The sequence below is a fragment of the Blastococcus sp. SYSU D00868 genome, assembly GCF_054050575.1.
The window spans coordinates 20792-33659 of sequence record NZ_JBJGZO010000008.1; the positions used below are offsets into that span (position 1 = coordinate 20792).

The 12868-nt window shown below is 74.4% G+C and carries 12 protein-coding genes and 2 tRNA genes; 5 read left to right on the plus strand and 9 right to left on the minus strand.

Annotation, left to right across the window (positions count from 1 at the left end):
- Positions 1–98 precede the first annotated feature (98 nt).
- Positions 99–2057 (plus strand): Stk1 family PASTA domain-containing Ser/Thr kinase, encoded by a 1959-nt coding sequence (pknB, locus tag ACI79F_RS09320; RefSeq protein ID WP_456544291.1) that lies wholly within the window; start codon positions 99–101, stop codon positions 2055–2057.
- A 71-nt stretch (positions 2058–2128) separates the two neighbouring features.
- Here the strand turns inward: pknB and ACI79F_RS09325 are convergent, their stop codons facing one another.
- Together ACI79F_RS09325 and ACI79F_RS09330 are read right to left on the minus strand one after the other, a co-directional pair.
- Entirely contained in the window at positions 2129–2779 is a 651-nt protein-coding gene (locus ACI79F_RS09325) for an aminodeoxychorismate/anthranilate synthase component II (protein WP_456544292.1), read from the minus strand.
- 40 nt (positions 2780–2819) lie between these two features.
- On the minus strand, positions 2820–3611 hold the full coding sequence (locus tag ACI79F_RS09330) for a DUF881 domain-containing protein (protein ID WP_456544293.1): 792 nt from the start codon (positions 3609–3611) through the stop codon (positions 2820–2822).
- A gap of 150 nt (positions 3612–3761) precedes the next feature.
- On the opposite strand from ACI79F_RS09330, the gene crgA reads away from it, so the two are divergent.
- Together crgA and ACI79F_RS09340 are read left to right on the plus strand one after the other, a co-directional pair.
- The gene (gene crgA, locus ACI79F_RS09335; protein WP_456544294.1) at positions 3762–4028 is read left to right on the plus strand and encodes a cell division protein CrgA; all 267 of its coding nucleotides are present in this window, start codon (positions 3762–3764) and stop codon (positions 4026–4028) included.
- A gap of 418 nt (positions 4029–4446) precedes the next feature.
- Entirely contained in the window at positions 4447–4854 is a 408-nt protein-coding gene (locus ACI79F_RS09340; protein WP_456544295.1) for a PH domain-containing protein, read from the plus strand.
- Positions 4855–4867: 13 nt separating this feature from the next.
- On the opposite strand, the gene ACI79F_RS09345 is transcribed toward ACI79F_RS09340, so the two are convergent.
- Complete coding sequence (locus tag ACI79F_RS09345) at positions 4868–5722, minus strand: rhomboid family intramembrane serine protease (RefSeq protein ID WP_456578897.1); 855 nt, start codon at positions 5720–5722, stop codon at positions 4868–4870.
- 50 nt (positions 5723–5772) lie between these two features.
- The gene (locus ACI79F_RS09350; protein WP_456544297.1) at positions 5773–6309 is read right to left on the minus strand and encodes a peptidylprolyl isomerase; all 537 of its coding nucleotides are present in this window, start codon (positions 6307–6309) and stop codon (positions 5773–5775) included.
- Between the two features lie 295 nt (positions 6310–6604).
- Between ACI79F_RS09350 and ACI79F_RS09355 the strand changes: the two genes are divergently transcribed.
- A complete protein-coding gene (locus tag ACI79F_RS09355; RefSeq protein ID WP_456544298.1) occupies positions 6605–7933 on the plus strand; it encodes an alpha/beta hydrolase domain-containing protein in 1329 nt (442 codons plus the stop codon).
- Positions 7934–8228: 295 nt separating this feature from the next.
- Positions 8229–8975, plus strand: a complete 747-nt coding sequence (locus ACI79F_RS09360; protein ID WP_456544299.1) for an ANTAR domain-containing protein — start codon at positions 8229–8231, stop codon at positions 8973–8975.
- A 166-nt stretch (positions 8976–9141) separates the two neighbouring features.
- Here ACI79F_RS09360 and ACI79F_RS09365 read toward each other — a convergent pair.
- The 5 genes from ACI79F_RS09365 to gyrA all read right to left on the minus strand — a co-directional run bounded on the left by ACI79F_RS09365 (position 9142) and on the right by gyrA (position 12820).
- Positions 9142–9214, minus strand: a tRNA-Ala gene (locus tag ACI79F_RS09365).
- 37 nt (positions 9215–9251) lie between these two features.
- Entirely contained in the window at positions 9252–9395 is a 144-nt protein-coding gene (locus tag ACI79F_RS09370; RefSeq protein ID WP_456544300.1) for a DLW-39 family protein, read from the minus strand.
- An 83-nt stretch (positions 9396–9478) separates the two neighbouring features.
- Positions 9479–9552: transfer RNA gene (locus ACI79F_RS09375), tRNA-Ile, on the minus strand.
- A gap of 59 nt (positions 9553–9611) precedes the next feature.
- On the minus strand, positions 9612–10187 hold the full coding sequence (locus tag ACI79F_RS09380; RefSeq protein ID WP_456544301.1) for a DUF3566 domain-containing protein: 576 nt from the start codon (positions 10185–10187) through the stop codon (positions 9612–9614).
- Positions 10188–10351: 164 nt separating this feature from the next.
- Complete coding sequence (gyrA, locus tag ACI79F_RS09385) at positions 10352–12820, minus strand: DNA gyrase subunit A (RefSeq protein WP_456544302.1); 2469 nt, start codon at positions 12818–12820, stop codon at positions 10352–10354.
- Positions 12821–12868: the final 48 nt, after the last annotated feature.

A 12868-nucleotide genomic window follows, 5' to 3' on the forward strand; every position in this document is an offset into this window, starting at 1 on the left:
CGCGCCGTCCCGAACCCCTCCGTCCCGCTCAGTACGCTGCCCGGCGGACCCGTCCACCCGCACCGTCTGCACGCCTGCCCCGCCCGAGAGGACCTGCGATGACCACCCCCCAGGTGCTCGGAGAGCGCTACGAGATCGGCGGGGTGCTCGGCCGCGGCGGCATGGCCGAGGTGCACCGCGGCCGCGACCTGCGGCTGGGCCGCGAGGTGGCCGTCAAGGTGCTGCGCAGCGACCTGGCCCGCGACCCGTCGTTCCAGGTGCGGTTCCGCCGCGAGGCGCAGGCGGCCGCGTCGCTGAACCACCCGGCGATCGTCGCCGTCTACGACACCGGCGAGGACCGCGGTCCGACGGGGAACACGCCCTACATCGTCATGGAGTACGTCGAGGGCGAGACCCTGCGCGACGTGCTGCGCCGGGAGGGCGTGCTGGCGCCCCAGCGCGCGATGAGCCTGGCCGCCGACATCTGCGGCGCCCTGGACTTCAGCCACCGCAACGGCATCGTGCACCGGGACGTGAAGCCCGGGAACGTGATGATCACGCCGGCCGGGTCGGTCAAGGTCATGGACTTCGGCATCGCCCGCGCGGTCTCGGACTCCGCGGCCACGATGACCTCCACCGCGGCCGTCATCGGCACCGCGCAGTACCTCTCCCCCGAGCAGGCCCGCGGCGAGGGCGTGGACGCCCGCTCCGACGTGTACTCCCTGGGCTGCCTGCTCTACGAGCTCGTGACGGGGGCGCCGCCGTTCACCGGCGACTCCCCCGTGTCGGTGGCCTACCAGCACGTCCGCGAGGACCCGCGGCTGCCGTCGTCGATCAACCCGGCCGTCCCGCCGGAGCTGGACGCGATCCTGCTCAAGGCCATGAGCAAGAACCCGGCCAACCGCTACCAGTCGGCCGCGGAGATGCGCAACGACCTGCTGCGGGCCCTGGCCGGCCAGCAGGTCGAGGCGACCCCGGTCCTGGGCGACAGCGAGCGGACCGCCGTCATCGGCGGCATCCCGGCCGCGCCGGGTGCCGCGGGCCGGGACTGGGACGACGACGAGGCCGCCCGCCGGCGCAAGCGCAACCGGATCATCGCCGCCGTCGTGGCGGCGGTGGTGCTGGTCGGCGCCGTCGTGGCGGTCGCCCTGCTGCTCGGCGGCGGGGACGACGACACCCCGCCGGCCGCCACCGCCGTCGCCGTGCCGGCCGGGCTGGTGGGGATGACCGAGGCCGACGCCCGGGCGGCGATCGAGGAGGCCGGGCTGGTCGTCGACGAGGTGACCCCGCAGGAGGTCTCGGACGAGGCGCAGGAGGGCCTCGTGCAGAGCACCGACCCGGCGAGCGGGGCGGAGGTCGACGAGGGCAGCGAGGTCGACCTGGTCGTCGGCGTCGGCCCGGACACCGTCACCGTGCCGCCGGTGGTCAACCAGACCGTCGACACCGCCCGCACGCAGCTCGACGACGCCGGTTTCACGGGGAACGTCAACACCGACAGCATCGACGACCTGGCGCCCGAGGGCACCGTCGTCGCGGTCGACCCCGAGGTGGGCGCCGCGGTCCCGCCGGACACCGACGTCACCCTGTCCGTGTCCGACGGCGACGCGCCCATCCCCCCGGTGTCCGGCGACCAGGCCGCGGCGACGCAGGCGCTGCGCGCGGCCGGGTTCACGAACGTCACGCCGCAGGAGGAGGAGTCCGACCAGCCCGCCGGGACGGTCCTGGGCACCACCCCCGCCGCCGGCCAGCAGGCCACCGCGGAGACCGAGATCGTGCTGCGGGTGTCGACGGGCCCGGCCGAGCCGGAGACCGTCGCGGTCCCGTCGGTCACCCAGGGCGCGCCCGCCAACGCGGCGTACGCGGTGCTCCAGGACGCCGGCTTCACCAACATCGCGGTGGTCGACGCGAGCGGCGCCGAGGCGACCCCGGACGACGCGACCGTGATCCGCACCGACCCGCCGGCGGGCACCGAGGTGGAGCCGGGCGACCGGATCCTGCTGATCGTCCAGCCGACCACCGGCAGCGGCCCCGGCGGTGGCGGCGGCGGTGGCGGCGGTGGCGGTGGCGGCGGCAACTGACGCCGTCCCCTGTAGACGCGGAGTGGGGCACCACCCGGCCGGGTGGAGCCCCTCTGTGCGTCCGGGGGACGCTAGGCGCTGACGGTCGACAGCCGGCGGGCGCCCGCGGCGGCGGCCTCGAGGAGGGCGGGGTCGGGGGCCTGCCCGCAAGTGGCCAGCCACGTGGCGAGCATCTGGTGGCCGCCCTCGGTGAGCACCGACTCCGGGTGGAACTGCACGCCCTCGATCGGCAGCTCGCGGTGGCGCAGCGCCATGACGACGCCGGACGGGGTGTGCCCGGTGACCTCCAGCTCGTCGGGCACGGTGGCCAGGTCCACGGCGAGCGAGTGGTAGCGGGTGGCGGTGAAGGGCGAGGGCAGGCCCGTGAGCACGCCGACGCCGTCGTGCACCACCGGGCTGGTCTTGCCGTGCAGCAGCTCGGGCGCGCGCACCACCTCGGCGCCGAAGGCCTCCGCGATGGCCTGGTGGCCCAGGCAGACACCGAGCACGGGCGTCCCGGCCTCGGCGGCGGCGCGCACCATCGGCACGGTGACCCCCGCCTGAGCCGGGGTGCCCGGCCCGGGGGAGAGCAGCACGCCGGCCGCGTCGAGGTCGGGCAGCTCGTCCACGGTCACCGCGTCGTTGCGCCGCACGATGCAGCGCACCCCCAGCTGCCCGAGGTACTGGACGAGGTTGTAGACGAAGCTGTCGAAGTTGTCGACGACGAGGACCGGCCTGCTCACCGGTCCTGTGTACCAGCCGGGCCCGCGCCCGGCGTCCCGGTCAGTCGACGGGGGTCGCGTGCTCCATGGTGGGGATGCCGCTGTGCGCCGGCAGCGCCACGGTCTCGGCCCGGCGGACCGAGAAGGTCAGCCCGAAGGCGGCCACCGCCTCCTGGAAGACGCCGACCTGCGGGGAGGCGGCCAGCTGGTTGAGGAAGGCCTCCGCGTCGCCGACGGCGGCGATCTGGAACGGCGGGGAGTAGGTGCGCCCCTCCAGCAGCAGCACGTTGCCGACGCAGCGGACGGCGCTGGTGGCGATGAGCCGCTGGTCCATGATCGCCACGCCGTCCGCCCCGCCGGCCCACAGGGCGTTGACCACGGCCTGCACGTCGGACTGGTGGATGACGACGTCGTCGGGCCGGGCGCCGCGCGGCAGGGAGCCGTCCGGCCGGCGCGGGGCGTCGTCCAGGACGATCCGCAGCCCCGGCCCGGTCAGCGGCACCATCCCGGCGGAGAGGGTGAGCCCGTCACCCTCGGACTGCTGCGCGCCGACCTCGCCGTTCTGGGCCGCCACGTCGTCGGTGAGCCGGTCGATCTGCGCCTGCAGGTCCGCGGCCTCCGCCGTCTGCTCGGCCAGCGCCGCCCGCCGCTGGGCGATCAGCCCGGACAGCTCGAGGACCTCGCCGCCGCGCAGGTCGGTGCCGCGGGCGGTCTGCCCCGAGGTGGCGAACAGCAGGCCGGCGGCCAGCGCCACGACGGGCACCAGGGCGGCCCAGGCCGTGCGGCGCCCCCACGGGCGGCCGGACGGCCGCGACAGGCGGCCCAGCGCGGCGCGCAGGCGGTCGCGGGGCACGGGCACCTCCTGACCGGGCGGGGCGGGAGCGGGGTACCCCCGGCGGGGCGGTTCCCCGGCGTCGGTGGCCCACCGCCCGCCCCCTGCAGCTTAGGCTGGAGGGAGATCCGGCCGGTGGAGACCGACCGGTGCCCGGAGGGAGCAGCAGCGGTGCCGAAGTCCAAGGTGCGCAAGAAGTCGGCGTACACGCCGCCGCCGACCGTCCTGCAGCCCGGCTCCGCCCGTGCCGCCGCCCCGAGCCCGCGCTGGTACGCGCCGGTCATGGTGACCCTCATGGTCCTGGGCCTGCTGTGGATCGTCGTCTACTACGTCGCCGGCGACGAGATCGCGTTCATGCGCGACCTGTCCGCGTGGAACTTCGCGATCGGGTTCGGCGCGATGGTCGCCGGCCTGGTCATGTCGATGCGCTGGCGCTGATCGCCGGCCCCGCCGCGCAGCCACCTCGAGGCCCTCGTCCCCCTGGGGACGGGGGCCTCGTGCGTTCCGGGGGCTGGGGAGAACCGGTCGAGGACCCGTCCCCACTGTGCACAGTCACCGTCGCTGTCCACAGGTCGACTCGGCGCTGAATACCCAGGGTTGTCCACCGGATGTGGAGTACGGGTGTTCGAGGGGACGTCGCTGACCTGGGCTTTCGTCGCCGCTGAGGCGGATGGGACGAGGAGGACGCCCGCGTAACTACACCCCTGTGCTTCTGTCCCCAGCTGTGTACCCAGCTGTGGAGAAGTCGACATGGCGAGGCCGACGGGCCGCTGACCTGCGAAGGAACGGTCACGCACAGTGCCCCTGTGGACACCCGGCCGGACGCACGGCGGCCCCGGACGTGCAAGCTGGGGCTGTGGAGTGGTCGGCACGTCCGGGGATCGCCGCGGCGCTGGCGGGCGCCGGCCTGGTTCTGGGGACGGCGGCGCTGCTGCTCGAGCCCGTCGGCCGGGTCCTCGTCGGCGCCGCGGCGATCCTGCTGCTCGCCCTGGCGGCCCGCACGGTCCTGCTGCGGCCCCGCCTGGCGGCCGGCCCGGGCGGCGTCGTCGTCCGCACCCTCACCCGCCGGGCGGAACTGCCCTGGGCGGGGCTGCGGGTGCAGGTGCGGCAGATCCGGCGCTGGGGGATGCGCTCGCGGCTGCTGGAGCTGGACACCGCCGCCGGGCCGGACGACGTGGGTCAGCTCGTCCTGCTCGCCGCCTGGGAGCTGGGCAGCGACCCCGAGGACGTCGCGCGGGCGCTGGAGGCCCGGCGCCCGCGCTGAGGGGCGCCGGCCCTCAGAGGTCGAGGACGAACAGCGTCGGCACGGTGAGCGCGGTGACCGTGAGGACGCCGGCCAGCAGCAGCAGCCCGAGCACCTGCAGCTCGGTGCGGCGGCGGGCCAGGACGACGATCCCGGCGGCGACGAAGCCGACCACGAGCCCGCCGAGGTGGCCCAGCAGCGAGACGCCGGGCAGGAAGCTGATGACGACGTTGATCGCCAGCAGGGTGAGCAGGCCGCGCAGGTCCTGCCGGGCGGCCAGCAGCACGACCGCCATGCCGCCCAGCAGCCCGTAGATGGCCGCGGACGCCCCGGCCACCGGCCGCGCGGGGTCGCCGAACAGCTGGATCGCCACCGAGCCGCCCAGCGCCGACAGCAGGTAGACCGACAGGTAGCGCCACCAGCCGAGCGCGCGCTCCAGCTCGGAGCCGAAGAGCAGCAGCGCCAGCATGTTGAGCGCCAGGTGGGTGATGCCGATGTGCAGGAAGGCGGCGGTGATCAGCCGCCAGTCCTCGCCGAACACCTGCACCAGCACGGGCGCGAGCTGCAGGTCGGCGAACAGCGGGGAGAGCTGGTTGTCCAGCGGGTCGGCGCCGTCGACCGCCGCGGAGACGGCGGTGGCCACGAACATCGCCACGTTGAGGGCGATCAGCGTCAGGGTGACGACGCCCCAGCGCCGCCCGGCCGAGCGGACCGCCGGCGGGCGGCGCGGGGCGCGCACGGACGCCTGCCCGGCGCGGACGCACTCCGGGCACTGGAAGCCGACGGAGGCCGAGGTCATGCACTCCGGGCAGATGGGCCGGCCGCAGCGGACGCAGGAGACGCCGGTGGGCCGGCCCGGGTGCCGGTAGCAACTGGCCGGCGGGGGCACGGGCGGGGGCTCCTCGCCCCGGCCCGCACCCCCGGGGACGGGTGGCCGGGTCAGCTGCGCTGCACCTCGACCGACTCGATGACGACGTCCTCCACCGGGCGGTCCTGGCGGCCGGTCGCCACGGTGGCGATCCGGTCGACCACGTCGCGGCTGGACTGGTCGGCCACCTCGCCGAAGATCGTGTGCTTGCGGTTCAGGTGCGGCGTCGGGCCGACGGTGATGAAGAACTGCGAGCCGTTGGTGCCCGGGCCGGCGTTGGCCATGGCGAGCAGGTACGGCTTGTCGAAGACGAGCTCGGGGTGGAACTCGTCGCCGAACTGGTAGCCGGGGCCGCCGAAGCCCTGACCGAGCGGGTCGCCGCCCTGGATCATGAAGCCGGAGATCACCCGGTGGAAGATCGTCCCGTTGTACAGCGGGTCGGTCGTCTTCTCGCGCGTGGCGGGGTGGGTCCACTCGCGCCGGCCCTCGGCCAGGTCGGCGAAGTTGGCCACGGTCTTGGGCGCGTGGTCGGGGAACAGGTCGACGGTGATGTCGCCGTGGTTGGTGTGCAGCACGGCACGCCGGGCGGGAGCGGTCGCTTCGGTCACGACCTCCACTCTCCCACCGACGCGCAGGTCGCGGGGCACCCGGGCGGGATGCCGGTGCCCGCCGTGCGCCCCCACCGTCGCGGGCGAGCGCGCGACGACGGCGCGCCGACCCTCCCCGCGGCGCCGCAGGTGGCCCTCTCCACGGTGGACCAGGCCCTCGGCGCCCGGCCCGACCGCGCGCCGGCCGAGGCCGCGCTCCTGACCGCAGCGCCCCCGTACCGCAGCGCCCCGGGGGAGGCCGATCCCGCCCCGCTCGGGGGAGCCGGGGAGCCACGGCGGACGTATGTTGCCCCGCATGCGCGCCGTTCTCGGAGCAGAGGTCGCCGGCCCGGTGGACGGCGCCCGGCCGCCGTACGGCGCGCCGCCCCCGGAGGTGCTCGCGGCGCACGGATACGTCTGCGAGGAGTACCTGCTCGACGGCGAGGCCACGGCCTACGCGCACCCCGACGGCGCACCCCCGAGCCCGGACGGGCGGTGGGAGGCCGAGACCGTGGGCACCGCCCCGTACCGGACGCGCATCCTCGTCGTCCGCCCCGCCGGGGCCGCCGCGTTCAGCGGGACGGTGTTCCTCGAGTGGCAGAACGTCTCGGCCGGCGTCGAGCAGCCGGCACCCACCGAGGGGGAGGTCTACCGCGGACACGCGTGGGTCGGCGTGAGCGCGCAGATCGCCGGGCTGTACGGCTCCCCGAGTCGGCGGGCCCGCGCCTCCCGTCACGCGCCGCTGCTCGACGCCGATCCCGACCGCTATGCCGGGCTGCTGCACCCCGGGGAGCCGGCCTGCTTCGACATCTTCTCCGCGGCCGCCGAGGTGGTGGGCCCCCGGCGCTCGGGTGCCGTGGACCCGCTCGGCGGGCTGCCCGTCGCGCGGGTGGTCGCCCTCGGCGGCTCGCAGTCGGCCATGCGGCTGTGCGCCTACGCCGACGCCGTGCACCCCCGGCACCGGGTGGTCGACGCCTTCCTGCTCTCGGTGTGGGAGGGCCGCGCCCCCCAGCTGGACGCCGGTGACGACCCGATGTACCGGCGCACCACCGTGCGCGACGACCTCGACGTGCCCGTGCTCGTGGTGAACAGCGAGTTCGAGGTGACCGCCACCGCGCAGGTGCCGCTGGCCGACACCCCGCTGCGCCGGGTGTGGGAGGTCACCGGCACCCCGCACGGCGTCGGGCGCACGTTCCTGCCACCCCCGGACGGCGAGTGGGGCCCCAACCCGGTGAGCTGGCGGCCGGTGCACGAGGCGGCGCTGCGGGCCACCCACCGGTGGCTCGCCGACGGCGCCCCGCCCCCGGCGCAGCCCCGGATCACGCTGGCCGGGCGGCCGACCACCCGCATCGTGCGCGACGAGGGCGGCAACGCCTGGGGCGGCATCCGGCTGCCCGAGCTCGCGGCGCCGGTCGCCGAGCACCGCGGGCGCAAGGGCGGCACCGGCACGGCGCCGGTGTTCGGCGGCCGGCGGGCCTACTCCGCGGCGCTGCTCGCGCAGCTCTACCGGTCGCGGGAGGAGTACGCCGGGCTGTGGGACGACGCCGTGGCCGGCCTGGTGGCCACGGGCGTCGTCCTGCCCGAGGACGCCCCGGCGATGCACGCCCGGGGCACGGACGTGGCGGCCGCCCTGCCCCTGCCGTGAGGTGCTCGGAGTCCCGCATCGCCGAGGCGTGGCCGAGGAACGAGAGGCTCGCGTCCGTGCGGGACGGGCCTGCGGCTCACCCTCGCGCCGGCGCCGCGCGATCGGAGGGCGCGGGTGGCGGGACACTCCTCGGCTGTCGACTGAGCCGGGCGAGTACGTTGGGCTCCGCGCCGCACTGCGGCACCTGACGGGTCATGACGCGGCCTGCCAGCCCAGGGTCTTCCTCTCGAGCAGGGCTCACTCCGGGGTCGATCGCCTCCGTCGACCAGCCGGACCCGACGGACCGGATCCACCCATGAGCCCCACGCCTCCTCGGCGCTCCCCCGAACCGTTCGACGTCCGGGGCGCGTTCGCGGAGCTCGGCCGGTTGTCGTTCGCGGACACCTCGATGGACGTGTTGCTGCTCCACATCGCCGAGCTCGCCAAGCAGGTCACTCCCGGCGTCGCCGAGGCCTCCGTCACCCTGGTCAGCCACCACAAGGCGGCCAGTGCCGCCTTCACCGGCCCGCTGTCGATCCAGCTCGACGAGTCGCAGTACAGCCGCGGTCAGGGTCCCTGCCTGGAAGCCGCCGTGGGCCAGGAGATCCAGGAGATCACCGACGCACGCGAGGAGACCCGCTGGCCGGGCCACGCTCGCGAGTGCGTCGAGCGGGGCTCGCTCAGCTCCATGTCCGTTCCCCTGCCGGTCAGGGAATCGGTGCACGGTGCCCTGAACCTCTACGCGACCGACGCGCACGCGTTCGGCGACCGGGCGAAGGCCGTCGCGGCGGAGTTCGCCTCCTACGCCGCGATCGCCGTCCAGAACCGGCAGCTCTACGAGAGCACCCGCGAGCTGGCCGAGCACCTGGACACCGCGATGCGCACCCGAGCGGTCATCGAGCAGGCCAAGGGCATCCTGATGTGCCAGCGGCGCTGCAACGCCGCGGAGGCCTTCAACCTGCTCGCCGCCGCGTCCCAGCGGTCCAACCGCAAGCTCCGCGACATCGCCCAGGCGCTCGTCGACGGCGTCGGTGGGACGTCGGAGGACCCCTCGGGCACCTGACGCGCAGTTCCCGCGACGGCTGTGCGCATCAGTGGTGAGCTGCGCAGCGCTCAGCGCCCGGGCTGACCGACAGGGGGCGGCGTCCCGTCGTCACAGGAGAGTCCCATCCGGACCGCTCCTCGGTTCGAGACGGTGGAACCGCCGGTCGACCATGGTGGAGGAGGAGTGGAGACGAGGGGAATCGAACCCCTAACCCCCGCCTTGCAAAGGCGGTGCTCTGCCAATTGAGCTACGTCCCCCGAGGGGCCGGCGGCCGGTCGCCGCACCGGCCGGGGCTCAGCGGTCGGTGGGGGTGCTCACCGCCTGGGGGCCGGACGTGGCCTCCGCCCACAGGTCGGCCTCGGTCCTCCCCGCGGAGCGCCGGCGGACGGCGGCGAGCGCGGCGGCGGCCGCCGCGGCCAGGGCGAGCTTCTTGATCACGCGGCTCCTCCTCGCAGGACGCCGCGGCCCCTGTCCGGCAGGGGCCGCGGGGACCGGTGGTCGCCGGCGGACCGGCACACGGGTGGGCCTGGGAGGACTTGAACCTCCGGCCTCATCCTTATCAGGGATGCGCTCTAACCGCCTGAGCTACAGGCCCGTGGACCTCGACCAGCGTACCTGCCCGCAGGAGGGCGCCGACGAGGGGGGTGCTGCGTCCTAGTCGCGCTCGGAGAGGGTGACCTCGAGGCCGCCGACGAGGTCGGAGCACATGTTGTAGATGAAGGCGGCCACGGTGCACAGCGCGGTCATCAGCACGATGTTGATGGCGCCGATCACGGCCGCGCCGCCGAAGACGATGCCCGGGGTGATCGCCTCGCTGACGACCTCCTCCTCCCCCGACGAGCTGCCCAGCTGGCCGAACAGGTCGTTGAGGGTGTCGAAGACGCCGAGCCCGGACAGGACGCCGTAGAGGATCCCGACCGCGACCATCCAGATGAAGAACATCGCGATCGACAGGACCAGCGAGATCTTCAGCGCCGACCAGGTGTCGATGTGCCGCAGCTGCAGCCGGGCCCGGCGGGGACCGCGGGCCTTGGCCTTGCCGCCGCCGCCGGCGGGGCGGGTGGCGCCGTTGCGCCCGGCCGGCGGGGCACCGGCCCCGGTCGCCGGGCCGGCCACGAGCGGAGCGCCCCCGGGTGCCGGCGCCCCTGTGGGCACCCCGGCGGTCGGGGCGTCGGTGGCCTCACCGGGCCGGGTGCCGGTCTGCACCGCACCCTGCGTCCGGTCGCTCATGCTGGTCTCCGCTCCCCAGCGGCCCTCGCCGCTGCTCCGCGCCCGGCACGCTCCGAGAGGCGCCCGGAGGCGCCGGGAGCACCGGTCAGATCGTGATCACGGGGCCGGACGCCCCGGGGCCCGCGCACGCGCGGCCCCCGGGGACTCCTGCCCTGCCGTCCAGACTAGGCGGAGGGCTCGTCGTTGTCCGTCGTACGCGCGATCGCCACGATGGAGACGTCCTCGGGCAAGTTCATGAGCTTGACACCCATCGTGGCGCGGTCCTTGTTGTGCCGCACCCCGTTGACCGGCGTCCGGATGACGCCGCCGCCCGACGTGATGGCGTACAGCTCGTCGCCGAGCCGCACCGCCAGCGCGCCGACCAGGTTGCCCTTGCGGGCCTTCGGGTCGGCGGTGAGCACGCCCTTGCCGCCGCGGCCCTGCGGCGGGTAGTTCTCGATGCCGGTGCGCTTGGCGAAGCCCCGCTCGGTGGCGACGAGGACGTCGACGCCCTCCTCCACCACCATCATCGACAGCAGGGCGTCGTCGGCGGACAGCGAGATGCCGCGGACGCCCTCGGTGGCCCGGCCCATCGGCCGCAGCGTGGCGTCGTCGGCCTTGAACCGGATCGACATGGCCTTGCGGGTCACCAGGAGCAGGTCCTGCTCCGGGTCGATCAGCGCGGCGCCGACCAGCTCGTCGCCGTCGCGGAGGTTGATCGCGATGACGCCGCCGCTGCGCGGGGAGTCGAAGTCGCTCAGCCGGGTCTTCTTGACCTGGCCCTTCGCCGTGGCCAGGACCAGGTACGGGGCGACCCCGTAGTCCTTGATCTGCATGACCTGGGCGATCTTCTCGTCCGCCTGGAACGCCAGGATGTTGGCCACGTGCGCGCCGCGGGCGGTGCGGTTGGCCTCGGGCAGCTCGTAGGCCTTGGCCCGGTACACCCGGCCCTTGTTGGTGAAGAAGAGGATCCAGTCGTGGGTGGAGCCCACGAAGAAGTGGTCGACGATGTCGTCCTGCTTCAGCTGGGCACCCATCACGCCCTTGCCGCCGCGGCGCTGCGACCGGTAGAGGTCGCTCTTCGTCCGCTTGGCGTACCCGGTGCGGGTGATGGTGACGACGACCTCCTCCTCGGCGATGAGGTCCTCCATGGAGACGTCGCCCTCGTTCGCCACGAACTTGGTGCGCCGGTCGTCGCCGTACTTCTCCACGATCTCGGCGAGCTCGTCGCGGACGATCTGACGCTGCCGCTCGGGGGACTCGAGGATGGCCTGCAGGTCGGCGATGCGCGCCTCGATCTCGGCGAGCTCGTCCATGATCCGCTGCCGCTCGAGGGCGGCCAGCCGGCGCAGCTGCAGGTCCAGGATCGCGACGGCCTGGATCTCGTCGACCTCGAGCAGCTCCATGAGGCCGGTGCGCGCGGCGTCGGCCGAGGGGCTGTTGCGGATGAGGGCGATGACCGCGTCGAGCTGGTCGAGGGCCTTGGCGTAGCCGCGCAGGATGTGCGCGCGCTCCTCGGCCTTGCGCAGCCGGTACCGCGTCCGCCGCTGGATGACCTCGATCTGGTGGTGCACCCACAGGCGCACCAGCTCGTCCAGCCGCAGCGTCCGCGGGACGCCGTCGACGATCGAGAGCATGTTGCAGCCGAACGACGTCTGCAGCTGGGTGTGCTTGTAGAGGTTGTTCAGCACGACCTTGGCGACGGCGTCGCGGCGCAGCGTGATGACCAGCCGGCGGCCGACCCGGTCGGAGGACTCGTCGGCGATCTCGCTGATCCCCTGGAGACGGCCCTCCTTGACCGACTCGGCGATCGACTCGGCCAGGTTGTCCGGGTTGACCTGGTAGGGCAGCTCGGTGACGACCAACTGCACCCGGCCCCGGGAGTCCTCCTCGACGGTGACGACGGCGCGCATGCGCACCGAGCCGCGGCCGGTCCGGTAGGCGTCCTCGATGCCCTCGCGGCCGACGATCAGGCCGTGGGTCGGGAAGTCCGGCCCGAGCACCCGCTCCATGCACGCGGTGAGCGCCTCCTCGGGCTCCGCGTCGGGGTGGTCGAGCACCCAGTAGACGGCCTCGGCCACCTCGCGCAGGTTGTGCGGCGGCATGTTGGTGGCCATGCCGACCGCGATCCCGGCGGAGCCGTTGACCAGCAGGTTCGGGATGCGCGCCGGCAGGACCAGCGGCTCCTGGGTGCGGCCGTCGTAGTTGGCCTGGAAGTCGACGGTCTCCTCGTCGATCCCCGACAGCATCTCCATCGCCAGCGGGGTGAGCCGGCACTCCGTGTACCGCATGGCCGCCGGCGGGTCGTTGCCCGGGGAGCCGAAGTTGCCCTGGCCGTCGATGAGCGGGTAGCGCATCGACCAGGGCTGGGCCAGCCGGACGAGGGCGTCGTAGATCGCCGAGTCGCCGTGGGGGTGGTAGTTCCCCATCACCTCGGCGACCGGACGGGCGCACTTGACGTAGCCGCGGTCGGGACGGAAGCCCTGGTCGTACATCGCGAACAGCACGCGGCGGTGCACCGGCTTGAGGCCGTCGCGGACCTCGGGCAGCGCGCGGCCCACGATCACGCTCATCGCGTAGTCGATGTAGCTGCGCTGCATCTCCTGCTGGAGGTCGACCGCCTCGACGCGGTCGCGGAAGGGTGTCTCCGTCACGGTTCAGCTCTCTCGGTGTCGCAGTGCTCAGTCGTGTGGTCGCCGCTC